The organism is Mycobacterium sp. SMC-15, assembly GCF_045310925.1.
GTDB lineage: Bacteria > Actinomycetota > Actinomycetes > Mycobacteriales > Mycobacteriaceae > Mycobacterium.
Window position 1 is genome coordinate 142,260 of sequence record NZ_JBJIAJ010000013.1, and the last position, 19,302, is coordinate 161,561.

Sequence of the window (19,302 nt, forward strand, 5' to 3'; positions counted from 1 at the left end):
CGGTCGACGGTTCGCGCCATAGTATCGCGCCGATATAACCAAGCCCAAGTGGCTGTTGTTCGCCCGATGTTCAGCCCGGCGAAACGAGCAGGTTCCGTGGTCGCCGCATCTCTTGCTCGCCCAACTACGCCGCTCGCCGAATCCGCTGGTCAAGACGGGTAGTTGATGCGCTTGACGGTGCCGTCGCCCGCGAAGGCGATGTAGCCGCTGCCGTAGTCGCTGGAAACATACACCGACAGCGACAGCGCCCCCGGTGTCGTGGGATCCCGCGCCGGATCGACGATCAGGTAGGTGCTTTTCACATCGGCTGGTTTGATCCCGAGCGTCTCGGGAGCTCCACGCAGGATCCCGACCGCGGCCTTCACGTCGAATGCGCCCAGATCGACCAGCACGTCACTGCTGCTCTTGGACGAGGTGGACGGGTCATCCCAACCGCCTCGGTAGGAGTAGTCCAGTTTGCGGCGCTCTTCGCCTGGGTCGGACCGTTCGAGAGATGCGTAGTCGGGATAGACCACCAGCCGGTAACCCATGGTGTCGCCGAACTTCTGCCGGGCCTGCTCCAGCAGGCCGGTGAGTCCGCCCAGGGACTGCAGCTGTCGTGGTGGGGTGAGCACCACCGGCGCGACGCCGTCCGGCTTGGCCCCGGGATCAGAGGTGAAACTCAGCGGCGAGCTGGTGTTTCCGTACATCGCCCAGCCCAGCAGCATGCCCGCCACCAACGCGGCGCCCAGTGTGCCCAGCGCTTTGAGGGCGACACCGCGGACGCCGAACTTCGTGGGACTGCCCAACGCCGGCAGTTTGACCGGCGCGGTTTCGGTCTGCAGGTCACCGACCAGGGAATGCAGGTCCCCCAGCGTGACGGCGCGGGTGGCCGCGCTGACCCGCTCCCGGTGCTCGGCGCTGGACACCTGCCCCTCACCCAGAGCGCTGTCCAGGATCCGGCAGACGTCGTCCCGGTCGCTGTCTTTGGCTCGGGTGCCCGCGGTCTGCCGTGTCGCCACGGCGACGATAGTAAAAGAAGGCCGCCCCGCGGTGACGCCGAATCCGCCGCTTGACGTCGGTTGGGGGCGTTGATCGCGACCGCCGGAGAGCACCCGACGTACTCTGGTGACCGTGCGATTGCAGCGACAGATAGTGGACTACGCGCTCCGGCGCCGTTCCCTGCTGGCCGAGGTCTACTCCGGGCGCACCGGGGTGACTGAGGTGTGCGACGCCAACCCGTATCTGCTGCGCGCCGCGAAGTTCCACGGCAAGGCCAGTGCGGTGGTCTGCCCCATCTGCCGCAAGGAGCCGCTCACCCTGGTGTCGTGGGTGTACGGCGAACAGCTGGGTGCGGTCTCGGGCTCGGCGCGTTCCGCCGAGGAACTGGTCCTGTTGGCCACCCGCTTCTCGGAGTTCTCGGTGTACGTCGTCGAGGTGTGCCGGACCTGTAGCTGGAATCACCTGGTGAAGTCATATGTGTTGGGCCTCGCGCGCCCGCCGAAGGGATCCCGCGGTCGGCGTACGGCACGTAGCGGAGCCCGTACCGCCAGTGAGTAAGCATCACGACGACGGGTCCGATGCTGGCTCGGCCCGGCACTCCGACGCCGGCGGCCGGCGCCCACCGGCGGGTCCGGATGACCGACTGACCACGATCATTCCGGCGGTAGACGATGCTGTGACCGCCGACCTGCGCGACCCCATCGACGCGGTTCGGGCGGCCCTCGACGGGGCCCCCCCGCAACGCGAGCAGGCGCTCAGTGGCCGGATCCCGAGGCGGGAGCCACCGCCGGAGAAGCCGACCGCGCCGCCGCGACGGGCGGAGCCCTCCGCTCGGGCCGACCGACCGGCCGCGCCGAATCCGCTGGAGTGGCTGCGTGCGCACCCGCCGAATTGGCGGTGGATCCGGCGCGGGCTCTACACCGCCGTGGTGGTGATGCTGCTGCTGCCGGTCATCACCTTCGCGATGGCCTACTCCATCACCGATGTGCCCTCGCCCGGTGACATCCGGACCAACCAGGTGTCCACGATCCTGGCCAGTGACGGATCCGAGCTGGCCAAAATCATTCCGCCGGAAGGCAACCGCGTCGATATCGACATCAACCAGGTGCCGGTCTACGTGCGTAACGCGGTGTTGGCCGCCGAAGACCGCGACTTCTACTCCAACCCGGGCTTTTCGGTGTCGGGCTTCGCCCGCGCGATCAAGAACAACCTCTTCGGCGGTGACACCCAGGGCGGTTCGACGATCACCCAGCAGTACGTCAAGAACGCCCTGGTCGGATCCGAGCGGGCCGGCATGGGCGGATTGGTCCGCAAGGCCAAAGAACTCGTGATCGCCACGAAGATGTCCAGCGCGTGGCGCAAAGACGATGTGCTGCAGGCCTATCTGAACATCATCTACTTCGGCCGCGGTGCCTATGGGATCGCCGCTGCGTCGCGGGCCTACTTCGACAAGCCCGTCGAGCAGCTCGACATCGCCGAGGGGGCGCTGCTGGCCGCACTGATCCAGCGGCCATCCACCCTCGACCCCGCAGTCGATCCCGAAGGCGCCCTCGACCGGTGGAACTGGGTGCTCGACGGCATGGTGGAGACCGGGGCCATTTCCGCCGGTGAGCGTGCCGCCCAAGAGTTTCCGTCCACGGTCTCGCCCGAACTGGCCCGCGACCAGAACATCACCACCGGGCCCAACGGGCTGATCCAGCGCCAGGTCACCCAGGAACTGCTCGAGCTGTTCAACATCGACGAACAGACGCTCAACACCCAGGGCCTGCAGATCACCACCACCATCGACCCGGCGGCGCAGGACGCCGCCGAAGACGCGGTGGCCACCTACCTCAAAGACCAGATCCCCAACATGCGGACCGCGGTGGTGTCCATCGATCCGCGTGACGGCGCGGTGCGCGCCTACTACGGGGGCTCGGAGGCAACCGGCTTCGATTTCGCTCAGGCCGGGCTGCAGACCGGATCGTCGTTCAAGGTGTTCGCCCTGGTGGCCGCGTTGGAGCAGGGCATCGGCTTGGGGTATCAGATCGACAGTTCGCCGCTGACCCTCGACAATGGCCGGACCAAGATCACCAACGCCGAGGGCGAGGGCTGCGGTGTCTGCAACATCGCCGAGGCGCTCAAGCGCTCGCTGAACACCGCTTACTACCGGCTGATGCTCAAGCTCAAGAACGGTGCGCAGGACGTCGCCGACGCCGCGCATCAGGCCGGGGTCGCCAAGAGCTTCCCCGGCGTCCCGCACACCCTGTCGCAGGACGGCGGCCCGCCCGAAGGCGGAGTGGTGCTCGGCCAGTACCAGACCCGGGTGATCGACATGGCGTCGGCGTACGCGACGTTGGCAGACTCCGGCATCTACCACCCGCCGCACTTTGTGCAGAAGGTGGTCAGCGCTGACGGCAATGTGCTGTTCGACGCGACGACCTCCGAAGACACCGGCGAGCAGCGCATCCCCAAGGCGGTCGCCGACAACGTCACCTCCGCCATGCAGCCCATCGCCGGCTGGTCGCGTGGGCACAACCTGGCCGGCGGACGGCCGTCGGCGGCCAAGACCGGCACCACGCAGCTGGGCGACACCGGGGCCAACCGGGACGGCTGGATGGTCGGCTACACGCCGTCGCTGTCGACCGCGGTCTGGGTGGGCACCACCGGGGGAAACGAACCCCTGGTGAATCAGTGGGGTGGTCCGGTCTACGGCGCGGGCATTCCCGCCGACATCTGGAAGGCCACCATGGACGGCGCCCTGAAGGGCACCCCCAACGAAACCTTCCCCACGCCCACCGAGATCGGCGGTTACGCGGGTGTCCCGGCCGCGCCGCCACCTCCTCCACCGATGGACGCCGGCCCGCCGTTGCCGCCGGAGGAGACCGTCATCCAGCCGACTATCGAGATCGCACCGGGCATCACCATTCCGATTGGTCCGCCCACGACCATCACGGCCGCCCCGCCTGCACCACCTGCGCCGCCTGCGGCCGAACCCGGTGGCCCGCCACCGGCGGAGCAGCCGCCCGCTGTGCCGTAGTGCGTTTGTGACCTGGTTTCAACCCGATGGTGAGTCCACGGAAGTAGTCTGTTGGCCATGCGACTGCAGCGATGCGTGGGGGACGGCTGGCTGCTGAGCACTTCGCCGATCGCCGAAATGGGTTGTGCCCGACTCGGGATGGCGAAGGGCCGGAAGCCTGACTCCTACCCGCCGGGACGCCCTGGGCGCCGGTGAAAACGCAGGGCCCGACAGCGCCGGGTGCCGACAGCGCTGAGGAAGAACACTTCTTGACGACGACCAACGCCAAGCCCACTGACAAGCCGAATGGGGCGGGCGCCGAGGGCACCGCGGACGACTCCGCCGAGATCATCGATGACGAGGCGGATCGCCAGGAGCGTCTCGAAGCGGTCAAGGCCGCCATGGAGCGACCACGCCCGGACAGCGAAAAGCCTCCCAGCCCAGCCGAATCGCCGGCAGATCTCGACGTCGAGCCGGAGCAGCACGAATTGCGGCGGCGGCGGAATTGGCTCTGGGCCCGACGCGGCCTGTACGCCGCTGCCGCGGCGCTCCTTGCGGTGCCGGTGGTCACCTTCGGGATGGCCTACCGCACCGTGGAGGTCCCCGAACCCGGTGACATCCACACCACTCAGGTGTCGACCATCCTTGCCGCCGACGGCACCGAGCTGGCGAAAATCGTTCCGCCGGACGGGAACCGGGTTGACATCAAGCTTGACCGGGTACCGGTTCACGTGCGTGACGCGGTGTTGGCCGCCGAGGACCGCGACTTCTACACCAACTCCGGTTACTCGGTCTCCGGGCTGTTTCGGGCGGTCAAGAACAACCTGCTCGGCGGTGACACCCAGGGCGGGTCGACGATCACCCAGCAGTACGTCAAGAACGCGCTGGTCGGGTCCGAGCGGGCCGGCATGGGCGGATTGGTCCGCAAGGGCAAAGAGCTCGTCATCGCCACCAAGATGTCCGAGGAGTGGTCCAAAGACGAGGTACTGGAGGCCTACCTCAACATCATCTACTTCGGCCGCACCACGTACGGGATCGCCGCGGCCGCGCGGGCGTACTTCGACAAGCGGGTCGAGGACCTCACCGTCTCCGAGGGCGCGCTACTGGCGACCGTGATTCAGCGGCCGTCCGCCTTGGATCCGGCCATCAACCGGGACCTGTCCGTCGAGCGGTGGAACTGGGTGCTCGACGGCATGGTGCAGACCGGTGCCCTGACGCTCAGTGAGCGGGCCAAGCAGTTCTTCCCGACCACGATCCCGCCCGATCAGGCGCGCAACGCCGACCAGGCCTCCGGGCCCAACGGGCTGATTCAGCGCCAGGTCACCGAAGAATTACTCGACATGTTCCACATCGACGAGCAGACCCTGAACATGGAGGGACTGCGCATCACCACCACGATCGACATGAAGGCACAGCGGGCGGTGGAGAAGGCCGTCCGGGCGACCATGGCTGGGCAGAAGCCGACTATGCGGACCGCCGTGGTCTCCATCGATCCACGCAACGGCGCGGTGCGGGCCTACTACGGCGGCGACGAGGTGGGCGGCTTCGACTTCGCCCAGGCCGGCTTGCAGACCGGTTCCTCGTTCAAGGTGTTCGCCTTGGTGGCGGCGTTGAAACAGGGCATCGGGCTCGGTGAGCAGGTCGACAGCGGCCCGCTGACGGTCGGCAAGACCAAGATCAGCAATGTGGGCGGCGCCAGCTGCGGAGTCTGCAACATCGCCGAGGCACTCAAGCGGTCCCTCAACACGGCCTACTACCGGCTGATGCTCAAGCTCAAGCACGGACCGCAGGACGTCGCCGATGCCGCGCACCAGCTCGGGGTCGCCAAGAGCTTCCCGGGGGTCGCGCACACCCTGTCCCAGGACGGCCTTGGCGGGCCCCCGGAGAACGGCATCGTGCTCGGCCAGTACCAGACTCGGGTGATCGACATGGCGTCGGCGTACGCCACCCTGGCCGACTCCGGGATGTACCACCGGTCGCACTTCATCGCGAAGGTCGTGGGTCCGGACGACCGGGTGCTCTTCGACGCCGCAGCGGCCACCAAGGACTCCGGCGAGCAGCGCGTCCCGAAGGCGGTCGCGGACAACGTCACCGACGCCATGAAGGCGATCCCGAGCTATTCGGGCGGGCACGACCTGGCCGGTGGGCGCCCGGCCGCGGCCAAGACCGGCACCACCCAGCTCGGCAACACCGGCGCCAACCGGGACGCCTGGATGGTCGGTTACACGCCGACCCTGTCGACCGCGGTCTGGGTGGGCACCACCACCGGCGACGAACCGCTGACGAACAAGTGGGGCGGGCCGGTGTACGGCGCGGGTCTGCCGGCCGACATCTGGAAAGCCAGCATGGATGGCGCGCTGTGGGGTGACCCGATAGTCCAGTTCCCCAAGCCCACCGAGATCGGCGGCTCCGCCGGCGTGCCGACCGCGGCGCCGCCGGCCCCGGACTGGAACTGGTATGCGCCGCCTCCGCCCCCACGGGACTGGGACGAGCCGCCACCCCCGCCGCCGGGCTTCCCGATGCCGGAGCCGTTCCCGCCGCCTCCACCCCCGCCACCCCCGCCTCCACCACCTCCGCCGCCTCCACCACCCCCGCCGCCGGAGCCGCCTCCGGCGCCGGAGGCTCTCCCGTGACGGAGGAGACGACCGAACGCACGATGCGCTCGCCCCGCCCGCTGGCGGCGGATCTGCGCAGCGCCGACGACCGCGACCTGCCCAGCCGCACCGATGTCGTCGGTCATGCGCTGTCGAACACCATCGGCGGGCCGGTCGGCCGCCATGCGCTGATCGGGCGGACCAGGTTCATGACGCCGCTGCGGGTGATGTTCCTGATCGCGGTGCTGTTCTTGGCGCTGGGCTGGACCACCAAATCGGCGTGCTTGCAGAGCACCGGCAGCGGGAGCCCCGATCAGCGGGTGGCCAACTGGGACAACGAGCGTGCGTACTTCCAGTTGTGCTACTCCGACGTGGTGCCGCTCTACACCGCGGAGCTACTGGATCAAGGCAAGTTTCCGTACAAGTCCAGCTGGGTGGAGAAGGACTCGTCAGGGAAGGAACAGACCCGCTACGACGGACTGCCCGCCGTGCGCTACATGGAATATCCGGTGCTGACCGGCTTGTACCAGTACTCGGCGATGGCCTTGGCGAAGACGTACACGGCGATCACCAAGGTGCTGAAGATCCCGGCATTGAGCGGGGTCGCCGAGGTGGTGGTTTTCTTCGACATCGTCGCGTTGGGTCTGGCACTGGCCTGGCTGGCAACGGTGTGGTCCACCGCCGGGTTGGCGGGCCGACGCATCTGGGACGCTGCGTTGGTGGCGGCTTCGCCGGTGGTGATCTTCCAGATCTTCACCAATTTCGACGCCTTGGCCACCGCTTTCGCCGGGGCCGGTCTGTTGGCCTGGGCACGGCGCCGCCCGACGATGGCCGGCGTGCTGCTCGGTCTGGGCACCGCCGCCAAGCTCTACCCGGTCCTGCTGCTGTTCCCGCTGCTGGTGCTGGGCCTGCGCACCGGCCGGCTGCGGGAAGTCAAACGCACCGCGGTGGCCACCGCGGTGAGCTGGCTGGCGGTGAACCTGCCGGTCCTGCTGTACGCACCGCGGGGCTGGAGCGAATTCTTCCGGCTCAACTCCCGCCGCGGCGACGACATGGATTCGGTCTACAACGTGGTGAGGTCGTTGACCGGCTGGCACGGGTTCGACGGCGACCTGGGGATGTGGCAGCCGCCGATGGTGCTCAACGGTGTCGTCGCCGGGCTGTTCGCGCTGTGCTGCATCGGGATCGGCTACATCGCGCTGACCGCGCCTCGGCGGCCGCGCGTCGCTCAGTTGGCGTTCCTGGTGGTTGCGGCTTTCCTGTTGACCAACAAGGTCTGGAGCCCGCAGTTCTCGCTGTGGCTGGTGCCGTTGGCGGTGCTGGCCCTGCCACACCGCCGGCTGTTGCTGATCTGGATGACCGTCGATGCGCTGGTCTGGGTGCCGCGGATGTACTACCTCTACAGCGTTGCGGACCGCAGCCTTCCCGAACAGTGGTTCACCACCACCGTGTTGGTGCGCGACCTGGCGGTCATGGTTTTGTGTGCACTGGTGATTCGGCAGATCTATCGACCGGAGCACGATCTGGTGCGGGCCCACGGTTGGGCCGACGACCCGGCGGGTGGGGTGTTCGATCAGGCACCCGATGTGCCCCCGCCGTGGCTGCCGGCCTGGTTGCGACCGAAGCGGCGGTATCGATCGAACGGGGTGGAGACGAGAACGGATGTGCAGCGGCCATAGCGTCACGCGGGGGTTTTGGGGCGGACTCCCATAGTGGCGGCGCCGCCGCTCGAAAGAACGTTCGTTTACCTCGCCGAATTATTTTCGTGACTTTGCTGTAATCTCGCGGGCGCGATGACTACCGCCCCCACATCCCCCGACGGTCCGTCCACGCCGCAGGTCGCCGTTATCGGACTGGCTTGCCGGCTGCCAGGCGGGATCGATTCGCCGCAACGGTTCTGGGAGGCCTTGCTGCGCGGTGCGGACTTTATCGCCGAAGTCCCCGCCGACCGGTGGGATGCCGACTCCTACGGCGGCCCCGAGTCGGGCCCAACCGTACCCCGCTGGGGTGCCTTCCTGGAGGACATCGGCGGATTCGACGCCGAGTTCTTCGGGATGACCGAGCCCGAGGCCACCGCGATCGATCCGCAACACCGCCTGCTGCTGGAGACGTCGTGGGAGGCCGTCGAGCACGCCGGACTCGACCCGGCGGACTTGGCTCGATCGCAGACGGGCGTGTTCGTGGGCCTGACCCACAGCGACTACGAGCTGCTGGCCGCCGAGTGCGGCGCTGCCGAGGGGCCGTACGGATTCACCGGTACCAGTACCGGTTTCGCTTCCGGCCGGGTTGCGCAGGCGCTGGGGCTACATGGCCCGGCGGTCACGGTGGACACCGCATGTTCGTCGGGATTGATGGCCGTGCACCAGGCCTGCCGCAGCCTGCAAGTCGGTGAAAGCGAGCTCGCCCTGGCGGGCGGTGTGTCGGTGATGCTCGAACCCCGCAGATCGGCCGCCGGATCGCCGCAGGGCACGCTGTCACCGACCGGCCGATGCCATTCCTTCGATACCGCCGCCGACGGTGTCGTTTCGGGTGAGGGCTGTGTGGTGCTGCTGCTCAAGCGGTTGCCGGATGCGGTTCGCGATCACGATCGCATCCTGGCCGTGCTGCGAGGGACAGCGGCCAATCAGGACGGCCGCCCGGATTCGGCCGCGGTGCCGCCAGAGTCGGCGCAGGTTGCGATGTACCGAACTGCGTTGGCCACCGCAGGCGTTGACGCCGGCACCGTGGGTCTGGTCGAGGCGCACGGAGTCGGCAACCCGATCGGGGACCGGGTCGAATACACCGGACTGGCCGCGGTCTACGGTACCGACAACCGCTGCCTCCTGGGATCGGTAAAGACCAACTTCGGGCACTGCCAGTCGGCATCCGGGCCGCTGAGCCTGATGAAGGCGATTCTCGCGCTGCAGCACGGCACGGTTCCCCAGAACCTGAACTTCACTCGGTTGCCTGACCAACTGGCCGGGATAGCGACCAACCTTCTTGTGCCGCAAGAGAATATGCCATGGCCCAGCACCGGCGAGCTTCCGCGTCGGGCCGCGGTGTCTTCCCATGGCCTGTCGGGCACCAACGTGCACGTCATCGTCGAACAAGCACCGGCGGACACTGCCCCCGAACCAGCGGCAGAACCCGACGAAGCGGCGCCCCTGCTCTTCCCCCTGTCGGCCACCTCCGCGGCCCAGCTGCGGGTGACATCAGCCCGGCTGGCGGACTGGCTCGACGAGCACGCCACCGCGATGACCGACTCCGGCTTCGCCGATCTGGGTTACACGCTGGCACGGCGGCGAGCCCACCGGCCGGTACGGACGGTGGTGGCGGCTAGCAGCGTCGGTGAACTCGGCGCGGCGCTGCGTGAAATCGCCGGTAACGACCTGCCGTATCAGCCGATCGTCGGGCCGGACGAGCGTGGGCCGGTGTGGGTGTTCTCCGGCCAAGCTCCCCGGTGGGTGGGAATGGCCGAAGTGCTCGCCGGGGAACCGGAGTTCGCGGCGGCCATCGCCGAGATGGAGCCGGTAGTCGCCGAGGAAGCCGGGTTCTCACTCACCGAGGTGATGTCCGCGTCGCAGCCGCCCACCGAAATCGACCGGCTGCAGGTGACCGCCTTCGCCACGCAGGTCGGGCTGGCCGAAGCCCTGAAGGCTTATGGGGTTCGGCCGGGTGCTGTCATCGGGCATTCGCTCGGGGAGACCGCGGCGGCCGTCGTCGCCGGTGGTCTGACGCTCGAAGACGGGCTCCGGGTCACCTGCCGCCGCGCCCGGCTGCTGTCGGCCATCGCCGGAGGCGGCTCCATGGCCGCAGTGGAACTGCCGGCGCAGCAAGTGCTTTCGGAGTTCTCCATCCGTGACGTGTCCGACGTGGTGCTCGCCGTGGTCGAGTCGCCGGTGACCACCGTGATCGGCGGTGACGGCGACATGGTGCGCGACTTGGCGGCCGCCTGGCAACAGCAGGGTGTGGCGGCTCGCGAGGTGACGGTCCCGGTGGCCGCGCATACGCCCCAGGTGGAACCGATCCTGCATGACTTGGCGCAGGCCCTTGCCGACCTGAAGCCGACCGAACCGGATGTCCCGTACTACTCCGCAACGCTGTGGGCGCCGCGCGACCGGCCGGAATTCGACGGCCAGTACTGGGCGGACAACCTGCGTTACATGGCCCGGTTCGCGGCGGCCGTGCAGGCCGCGATCAAGGACGGCTACCGGATCTTTGCCGAGCCGGCGCCGCAGCCCCTGCTCACTGAGGCCATCGAGCAGAATGCCAGCAGCGGCGATACCTCGATCGCTGTGCTGTCGCCCAACCGCTTCGAGTACCAGGCAGGGGTGTGGCCGGGACTGCGCGGCTTCGTCGCCGACCTGCACAGCGCGGGTACCGCGGTGGACTTCGCCGTGCAGTACCCGACGGGGCGGCTGGTAGAGGCGCCGCTGCCGAGCTGGAACCATCGCGCGCTGATGTTCAGCCGCGAGGCCGCTGACGCCAAACCGCAGGGCGCCGCGGTCCGGGCGGTACACCCGTTACTCGGGTCGCACGTGCACCTGTTGGAGGAACCCGAGCGCCACGTTTGGCAAGGCGATCTCGGCACCGTGGCGCACCCCTGGCTGGACCACCACCGATTGGACAATGTGGCCGCGGTGCCCGGCGCCGCCTATTGCGAGATGGCCCTGGCCGCGGCCCGGGTCAGCCTGGGCGGATCGGCCGAGGTCCGCGACGTCCGGTTCGAACAGGCGCTGCTGCTCGACGAACATACGCCGGTGTCCTCGGGTGCCGCGGTGGCTGCGCCCGGCGTCTTGAACTTCACCGTGCATACGCATCAGGAACGGGCCCGCATCGGCCGGGCAAGCGCGGTGTTGCAGGCTCTGCCGGATGTTCCGCAGCCGCATGCCTACGACGTGGCGGCGTTGCTGGCCGCCCACCCGTCCCGCGTCGAAGGCACCGAGCTGCGAAAGCTGTTGGACGGCGGAGGTATTCAGTACGGTCCTGCCTTCACGGGCCTGACCGCGGTCCGTGTCGGCGACGGGCAACACCGCGACGCTGCCACGGTGCTCGCCGAGGTCGCGTTGCCGGGACAATTGCGCGCTCAACAGGCGCCCTATGAAATCCATCCCGCATTGCTTGACGCGTGCTTCCAATCGGCTGCCGTTCACCCCGGCGTCCCGCGCGCAAGTGACGGCGGCCCACTGCGGCCGGTTGGCGTGCGCAGCCTGCGCCGTCACCACCCCACCCGCGCTGCGCAGTACTGCCTCACCACGGTGACGGCATTGCATGGCGACGCATGCGAGGCCGACCTGGAGTTGATGGACGCGGCGGGCAACGTGTTGCTCAGCGTCGAAGGACTCCAGCTCGCCGCAGGCAGCTCCGAGCACGAAACCGCTGAGCGCACCCTGGATGAGCGGTTGCTGACCATCGACTGGGCGCGCCGCGACCTACCGGACGCAGCCCAGGCCGCCGCGGGGAGTTGGCTGCTGCTGAGCATGGCCGACGCCGCCGACCCCATGGCCACCTATCTCGATGCCGCACTGAAGGATGCTGGGGCGCAGTCCGATACGGTCTCGGTGCCGATTGACGTCGACCATGTGGCTGACGCGGCAGCGCCCAGCGCACACCTGGCCGACGTCCTCAACGAGGCGCTGGGCGGCCGCACCGGGATAGTCGTGGTGACCGCACCGTCGGTCGACGGCTGCCACCCACCGCAACGGGGCCGGGACTTCGTGTCCTACCTACTGAACGTCGTTCGCCAATTGGCGGTGCTTCCCGGCGAATCCCCACGGTTGTTCGTGGTGACCAGAAACGCCGCGACAGTGCGGCCAGGTGATCAGGCCAACCTGGAGCAGGCGGGCCTGCGCGGGCTGCTGCGGGTCATCGATTCGGAGTATCCGCACCTGCAGGTCACCCAGATCGACGTCGAGGGCAGTGTCGCAGAAACCGATGAGGGTTTCGCCGCCCGGCTCGCGGCGCAACTTCAGAGCGGGTCCGAAGAGGACGAGACCGCGTGGCGCGACGGTGCTTGGTATACCGCGCGGCTACGTTCCGGACCGCTCAGCCCTGCCGAACGGCGGACCACCGTTGTCGAGCACGGACAAGATGGCCTGCGGCTGCAGCGCAGTAGTGCCGATGAGGGCGATTTGCTGGAATCGGTTGCGCACCCCCGGGTTGCACCGGGTCCCGGACAGATCGAGGTTGCGGTGGCGGCCTCCGGGATGAACTACGCGGAGGCGCACTCCGCCGAGGGGCCTGCTCGGCAGCTGGGCACCGACTTCGCCGGGGTGGTGGTCGCAGTCGGTCCCGACGTCACCGGTCACCGGGTGGGCGACCACGTCGGCGGAACTTCGCCTGACGGCTGTTGGAGCACGTTCATCACGTGCGATGCCCGCCTGGCCGTCACCCTCCCCGCGGAGGTGCCGCTGTCGGAGGCCGCCGCGATACCGACCGCCTACGTCACCGCCTGGTACGGGCTGCACGAGCTGGCGCGGATCACGGCAGCAGACAAGGTGCTGATCCACTCCGCAACCGGCGCCGTCGGTCAAGCCGCCATCGCGATCGCGCGAACCGCCGGCTGCGAGATCTTCGCCACCGCAGACACTCCACAGCGTCGACAGCGGTTGCACGACATGGGCATTGAACATGTCTATGACTCCAGCAACCTTGAGTTCGCCGATCGGATCAAGGTGGACACCGACGGCTACGGCGTCGACGTCGTACTCAACTCGCTGTCGGGCGTGGCGCAACGCGCCGGACTTGACCTGCTGAGCTTCGGCGGCCGGTTCATCGAACTCGGCAAGCAGGATGTCTACGGAGACAGCTGGATTGGCCTGTTCCCATTCCGCCGCAACCTGTCGCTACACGCGGTCGACCTGGCGCTGCTGGCGCATAGCCACCCAGAAGTCGTCCAGCGCATGCTGACCACGGTCTATCAGCGCGCGGCGGAGGGCGTACTGCCGCAGCCGCCGACCACGCACTACCCCTTGCTCGACGCGGCTGCTGCGCTGGCGCAGGCGGACGGCGCCGACAACGCGGGAACGGTCTTGCTCGACGCACCACAGTCCGGCGTCACCGTCGCGGTGGTCCCGCCGGAGCAGGCTCGTTTGTTCCGGACTGACGGTTCTTACATCGTCACCGGTGGCACCGGCGGCGCCGGACTGTTCCTGGCTGCCGAGATGGCGGCGGCGGGCTGCGGCCGAATCGTGCTCAACGGGCTGTCGGCACCGCAGGGCCAAGCGCGACAGGTCATCGAGCAGTTGCGCGCCGGCGGCACCGATATTCAGGTGGAGTGCGGCGACATCGCCGACCCCGCGACCGCGCGCCGTCTGGTGGCGGCGGCGACCGAATCCGGACTGCCGGTCCGCGGCGTGCTGCATGCGGCCGGCACGGCTGCGGAGGCCGCGTTGACCGACACCACCGACGAACTCATCGATCGGTGCTGGGCGCCGAAGGTCTACGGCGCGTGGAACCTTCACCAGGCCCTGCAGGAGGAAAGTGCCGCGCAGCCGCTGGACTGGTTCTGCGCGTTCTCCTCGACCACCGCGCTCATCGGCCCGCCGGGGCAGGGTGCTTCGGCGGCAGCCAACAGTTGGTTGGACGCGTTCGGATGCTGGCGGCGGGCCCTGGGCCTGCCGTCGACGGTGATCGGTTGGGGGCCGTGGGCCGAGACCGGGGGCGGCACCGCACCAGCCGATGACGCCCAAGCCGCGATCACCTCCGCCGAAGGCGCCCGCGCCTTCCGTGTGGTACTGAGCTATGACCGCCCGTACACCGGCTACGCACCGATCACCCGAGCACCGTGGTTGGCGGCATTGGCGCACCGCAGCCGATTCGCCGAAGCATTCCGGGCGGTACGCCACAACAGCCCTGACGCCGAGCGGTTCCTCGCCGAGCTGAAAGAGCTGCCGCGTCACGAATGGCTCAGCGCGATACTGCGCCTGGTGTCCGACCAGATCAGCCTGCTGTTGCGCCGTACCGTCGACCCGGATCGGGCGCTGCCCGAATATGGCATGGATTCGTTGGCCAGCTTGGAGTTTCGCACGCGGATCGAAACGGAAACCGGAGTACGCGTCGGTCCCGCCCAGCTCACCACGGTGCGTGGCTTGGCCCAGCATGTGTGTGATCAGCTGGCGACCCGGTTGGAGGACCCGGAGCCACGCGGTGGCAAGTGAGTTGAGCCGGCTGGCGATTGCCCCCATCGACCAGCCGAGGTGTTGTTCGCCCGAGCAGAGGAGAAGACGTTGCGCGTAGGGCCATTGGCATTAGGGACGCTGGCTGACTGGGAACCCGACGAGGGTCCGACCGTGGTGTGGGGTCCGTCAGCTGCCGCGCTGGCCGCGGCGCGGCGCGCGCCGGTCAATGCCGTGCCGGCCAGCTACATGCAGGAACAGCACATTCGCGGCTATATCGACCAGACGGCCGCCGGACTCGACTACTCGCGCCTGATGGTGCTCAGCTGCGACATGCAGGGCAGGTGCGATCGGCGCGCCATCGACTACATCATCAATGCGCATCTGCGGCGGCACGAGACCTACCGCAGCTGGTTCGAGCACGCCGACGACGGGCGTCTCATTCGTCACGTTGTCGAGGACCCCGCCGACATCGCGTTCGTCCCGGTGGATCACGGCGAGCTGACGTTGCCGCAAGTCCGCGACCTGCTCAACGAAACGCCCGATCCGCTGCAGTGGGACTGCTTCCGGTTCGGGATCATCCAGTCCAAGAGCCACTTCACGTTCTTCGCCAGCATCGACCACGTCCACGTGGACGCGGCGGTCGCCGGGGTGACGTTGATGGAGCTCTACATGATGTACAACGCACTGGTGGCCGGTGGCGCGCCGCTGGAGCTGCCCGCTGCGGGTAGCTACAGCGACTTCTGCATCCGTCAGCACCAGTTCACGTCTGCGCTCACGCTGGAGTCGCCGCAGATCCAGGCGTGGCGAAGCTTCGCCGAAAGCAACGACGGAAGCCTGCCCGGTTTCCCGCTGCCTCTCGGCGACCCCGCGCAGCCCTGCGAGGCGGCCATGGTCACCGTCACCATGCTGGGTGAACAGCAGACCGCCGAATTCGAGTCCGCCTGCATGGACGCGAACGCCCGCTTCGTCGGGGGAGTGTTGGCATGCTGTGGCTTGGCGCAGCGCGCATTGACCGGCGCGGACACCTATTACGGGCTCACCCCGCGCGACACCCGCAATTCCCCGGGGGACGACCTCACGCTGGGCTGGTTCACCGGCCTGGTCCCGATCACGGTTCCGATCGGTGACATCTCGTTTGAGGAGGCGGCCAGCGCCGCGCAAGTTTCCTTCGACTCGGGCCGAACGTTGGCGGAGGTGCCCTACCAGCGGGTGATGGAGTTGGCGCCGCAGTTGCGTAAGCCGCCACCGAATTTCCCCGTCATCAACTTCCTGGACGCCGGCGCCGCCCCGCTGTCGGCCTTGATCGCCGCGGGGTTGGATGATCTGAACATCGGCGTCTTCAGCGACGGTCGGTACTCGTATCAGATGTCGCTCTACGTGATCCGGGTCGAGGAGGAGACGGCGGTCACGGCGATCTTCCCGGACAACCCGGAGGCTCACGAGTCGGTGGCGCGTTATCTGGCGGTGTTGAAGTCCGTGTTCGAACGGGTCGCCGACGCCGGCGATTGGGAAAATGTCGCCTGATCTCATTCTCGTTGGTCGCGACCGCCAAGCCCAGCAGGTGCTGCCGGAGGTGAGCTCATCTTCAGCCGGCTAGGCGAATTCGTGGTGCGGCGACCGTGGCCGGTGATCGGCTTCTGGGCGCTGCTCGTCGTGCTGCTGCCGCTGTTCGCGCCGTCGCTGACCGAGATGGCGCAACGCCACCCCGTGGCGGTGCTGCCCGCCGACGCCCCGTCGGTCGAGGCCGCCGCCAAGGTCTCCGCCGCCTTTGACGAGGACGGCTCGGAGAACGTGCTGACCGTTCTGCTCACCGATGACCAGGGCTTGGATCGAGCCGATGAGAAGGTCTACCGCGCGTTGGTGGACCGGCTGCGTCTTGATACCGAAGACGTGGTGATGCTGCAGGACTTTCACACCACCCCGGCGTTGCGGGAAGTGCTCGTCAGCAGTGACGGCAAGGCATGGATCCTGCCGGTCGGGCTCGCGGGGGACTTGGGCACCCCTGAGGCCTACGCGGCGTACGTCCGCGTCGCCGAGATCGTCAAGGAGACCGTTGCCGGATCGACGCTGACCGCCGACGTCACCGGCCCAGCGGCCACGGTCGCCGACCTGACCGACGCCGGAGCGCGCGACCGGCTGGCGATCGAGCTGGCGATCGGTGTCCTGCTGCTGTTCATTTTGGGCGTCATCTACCGCAACCCGCACACCATGTTGCTGCCCCTGATCACCATCGGCGTATCGATGGTGGCCGCGCAGGCGGCAGTAGCGACGGCGTCACTGGTGACCGGAATGGCCGTCTCGAACCAGGCCATCGTGATGCTCAGCGCCTTGATCGCCGGCGTGGGAACCGATTACGTCGTCTTCCTGGTCAGCCGCTATCACGACTACATCCGGATGGGTTCCGGTACTGCCGAGGACTGCCAGCGCGCGGTGCAGCGGGCGCTGGCGTCGATCGGCAAGGTGATCGCCGCGTCTGCGGCCACCGTTGCCATCACCCTGCTGGGGATGGGCTTTGCCAAACTGGGGGTGTTCGCCACGGTCGGCCCGGTGCTGGCGATCGGGATCGCGGTGGCGTTCTTCGCCGCGGTGACGTTGCTTCCGGCCATTCTGACGCTGGCCGGGCCGCGCGGATGGGTGGCGCCGCGCCCCGAACGCGCTGCGCGGTTCTGGCGCCGGACCGGGGTGCGAATCGTTCGGCGCCCCAAGACGTATCTGGTCGGCAGCCTGGCGCTGTTGCTGGCGCTGGGCAGTGCGGCCGGGCTGATCCGGTTCAACTACGACGACCGCAAACAACTGCCGGCCTCCGTCGACAGCTCGGTGGGGTATGCGGCGCTGGACCGGCACTTCCCGGTGAACCAGACGATCCCCGAGTATCTGCTGGTCCAATCGCCCAACGATCTGCGTACTCCGCGGGCCCTTGCCGACATGGAGCAGATGGCGCAACGGATCAGCCAGATCCCGGGTGTGGCCGCGGTCCGTGGCGTTACCCGGCCAAGCGGTGAGTCGCTCGAAGAGGCCAGGGCCACTTATCAAGCCGGTGAGGTCGGGGGTCAGCTGGGTGATGCCGCGGGCTTGATCGCCGAGCGCGATGGTGACCTCAACCGGCTGACCACGGGCTCCCGGAAGCTGGCAAACGGTCTCGGAGATCTGAACACCCAGGTCAGCCAGTCGGTTGCCAGCGTGCGCAGCCTGGTCGACGCGTTGGCGTATCTGCAGACGCAGTTCGGGGGCACCAAGACATTCGGTGAAATCGACCAGGCCGCAAGGCTGGTCAACAGTATCCGGGCGCTCGGCGACGCTCTCCAGGTGACCTTCGCCGGACTGGCGTCCAGTTTCGACTGGGTCGATCCCGTCACCGAGTCTCTCGATACCAGCCCGACATGCGACGCCAATCCGATCTGCGGGACGGCGCGAGCGGAGTTCCACAAGCTGCAAAACGCCCGTGCCGCGGGCACTCTCGATGAGATCTCCAGCCTGTTTCGTCAGCTGCAGTCGGCGCAGCCCTCGCAGACCCTGTCGTCGGCGGTCAACGGGCTGAGCCGCTCTTTGCAGTCGGCCTCGCAGTCTCTGCATGCGCTGGGATTCGACAATCCTCGCCGGGTGCAGCGCAAGATCATCGAGATGCAGAACGGCACCAGCGAGCTCGCCAGCGCCGGCCGTCAGGTGGCCGACGGGGTGCAACTCCTGGTTGACCAGACCAAGGAGTTGGGACTGGGCCTGGACACCGCGTCGGCGTTCCTCATGACCATGGGCCACGACGCTTCTCCTCCGTCGATGGCGGGATTCAATGTGCCCCGGCAGGTTCTGGCCACCGAGGAGTTCAGGACGCTGGCCCACACCTTCGTCTCGCCCGACGGGCATTCGGTGCGGTATTTCATCCAGACCGATGAAGATCCGTTCAGCACCAAAGCCATGGACCAGGTCAACACAATCCTTGCCACTGCCCAAGCCGCGCAACCCAATACCGTGCTGGCGGACGCCTCGATCTCGATCTCCGGGTATCCGGTCACACTGCGCGATATTCGCGACTACTACGACCGGGACATCCGGCTCATCGTCGTCCTGACGACGCTGGTGGTGCTGATGATTCTGACCGCCCTGCTGCGTTCGGTCATCGCCCCGATCTACCTGGTGGGCTCGGTGATCATCTCCTACCTGTCGGCGATCGGGCTCGGGGCGCTGGTCTTCCAGGTCATATTGGGGCAGCAACTGCATTGGAGCGTGCCAGGTCTGGCATTTGTTGTGCTGGTGGCCGTGGGCGCCGATTACAACATGCTGCTTGCGTCCCGACTACGCGACGAATCGCCGCTGGGCGTGCGTACCAGCGTCATTCGCACGGTCGGGTCGACCGGCGCGGTGATCACCGCGGCGGGTCTGATTTTCGCCTCCGCCATGTTCGGGCTGCTGTTCGCCAGCGTCGGCGCTGTGGTGCAGGGTGGCTTCGTGATCGGAGCCGGCATCCTGGTCGACACGTTTGTGGTGCGCAGTATTACCGTGCCCGCCGCCGCAGCACTGCTCGGACGGGCGAACTGGTGGCCCGCGCGTCCGTGGCTACAACCGGTGTCCGACAACCCGAAACGGGGCATCGCCAAGGGCGAGGCGATCGAAACGGTGGCCGAGGCCTGACCTT

The 19,302-nt window shown here is 67.9% G+C and carries 8 protein-coding genes; 7 read left to right on the forward strand and 1 reads right to left on the reverse strand.

All coding sequences use genetic code 11. The annotated features are described in order from the left end of the window. Nucleotides 1-149: 149 nt before the first annotated feature. On the reverse strand, nucleotides 150-1,001 hold the full coding sequence (locus ACJH71_RS18935) for a DUF1707 domain-containing protein (protein WP_406759518.1): 852 nt from the start codon (nucleotides 999-1,001) through the stop codon (nucleotides 150-152). Between the two features lie 112 nt (nucleotides 1,002-1,113). On the opposite strand from ACJH71_RS18935, the gene ACJH71_RS18940 reads away from it, so the two are divergent. From ACJH71_RS18940 to ACJH71_RS18970, 7 genes are all read left to right on the forward strand, one after another. Next, on the forward strand, nucleotides 1,114-1,539 hold the full coding sequence (locus ACJH71_RS18940; RefSeq protein WP_406759519.1) for a DUF5318 family protein: 426 nt from the start codon (nucleotides 1,114-1,116) through the stop codon (nucleotides 1,537-1,539). Then, nucleotides 1,532-4,000 carry a transglycosylase domain-containing protein gene (locus tag ACJH71_RS18945; RefSeq protein WP_406759520.1) on the forward strand — a complete coding sequence of 823 codons (2,469 nt, stop codon included), beginning with the start codon at nucleotides 1,532-1,534 and terminating at the stop codon, nucleotides 3,998-4,000. The genes ACJH71_RS18940 and ACJH71_RS18945 overlap by 8 nt, the downstream gene beginning before the upstream one ends. A gap of 248 nt (nucleotides 4,001-4,248) precedes the next feature. After that, entirely contained in the window at nucleotides 4,249-6,612 is a 2,364-nt protein-coding gene (locus ACJH71_RS18950; protein WP_406759521.1) for a transglycosylase domain-containing protein, read from the forward strand. 23 nt (nucleotides 6,613-6,635) lie between these two features. Beyond that, the gene (locus ACJH71_RS18955; RefSeq protein ID WP_406759554.1) at nucleotides 6,636-8,252 is read left to right on the forward strand and encodes a glycosyltransferase family 87 protein; all 1,617 of its coding nucleotides are present in this window, start codon (nucleotides 6,636-6,638) and stop codon (nucleotides 8,250-8,252) included. A gap of 114 nt (nucleotides 8,253-8,366) precedes the next feature. Further along, a complete protein-coding gene (gene pks2 / locus ACJH71_RS18960) occupies nucleotides 8,367-14,711 on the forward strand; it encodes a sulfolipid-1 biosynthesis phthioceranic/hydroxyphthioceranic acid synthase (RefSeq protein ID WP_406759522.1) in 6,345 nt (2,114 codons plus the stop codon). A 69-nt stretch (nucleotides 14,712-14,780) separates the two neighbouring features. Beyond that, the gene (locus ACJH71_RS18965; protein ID WP_406759523.1) at nucleotides 14,781-16,196 is read left to right on the forward strand and encodes a condensation domain-containing protein; all 1,416 of its coding nucleotides are present in this window, start codon (nucleotides 14,781-14,783) and stop codon (nucleotides 16,194-16,196) included. A 102-nt stretch (nucleotides 16,197-16,298) separates the two neighbouring features. Then, a complete protein-coding gene (locus tag ACJH71_RS18970; protein ID WP_406759555.1) occupies nucleotides 16,299-19,298 on the forward strand; it encodes an RND family transporter in 3,000 nt (999 codons plus the stop codon). The last annotated feature ends 4 nt before the right edge of the window (nucleotides 19,299-19,302 follow it).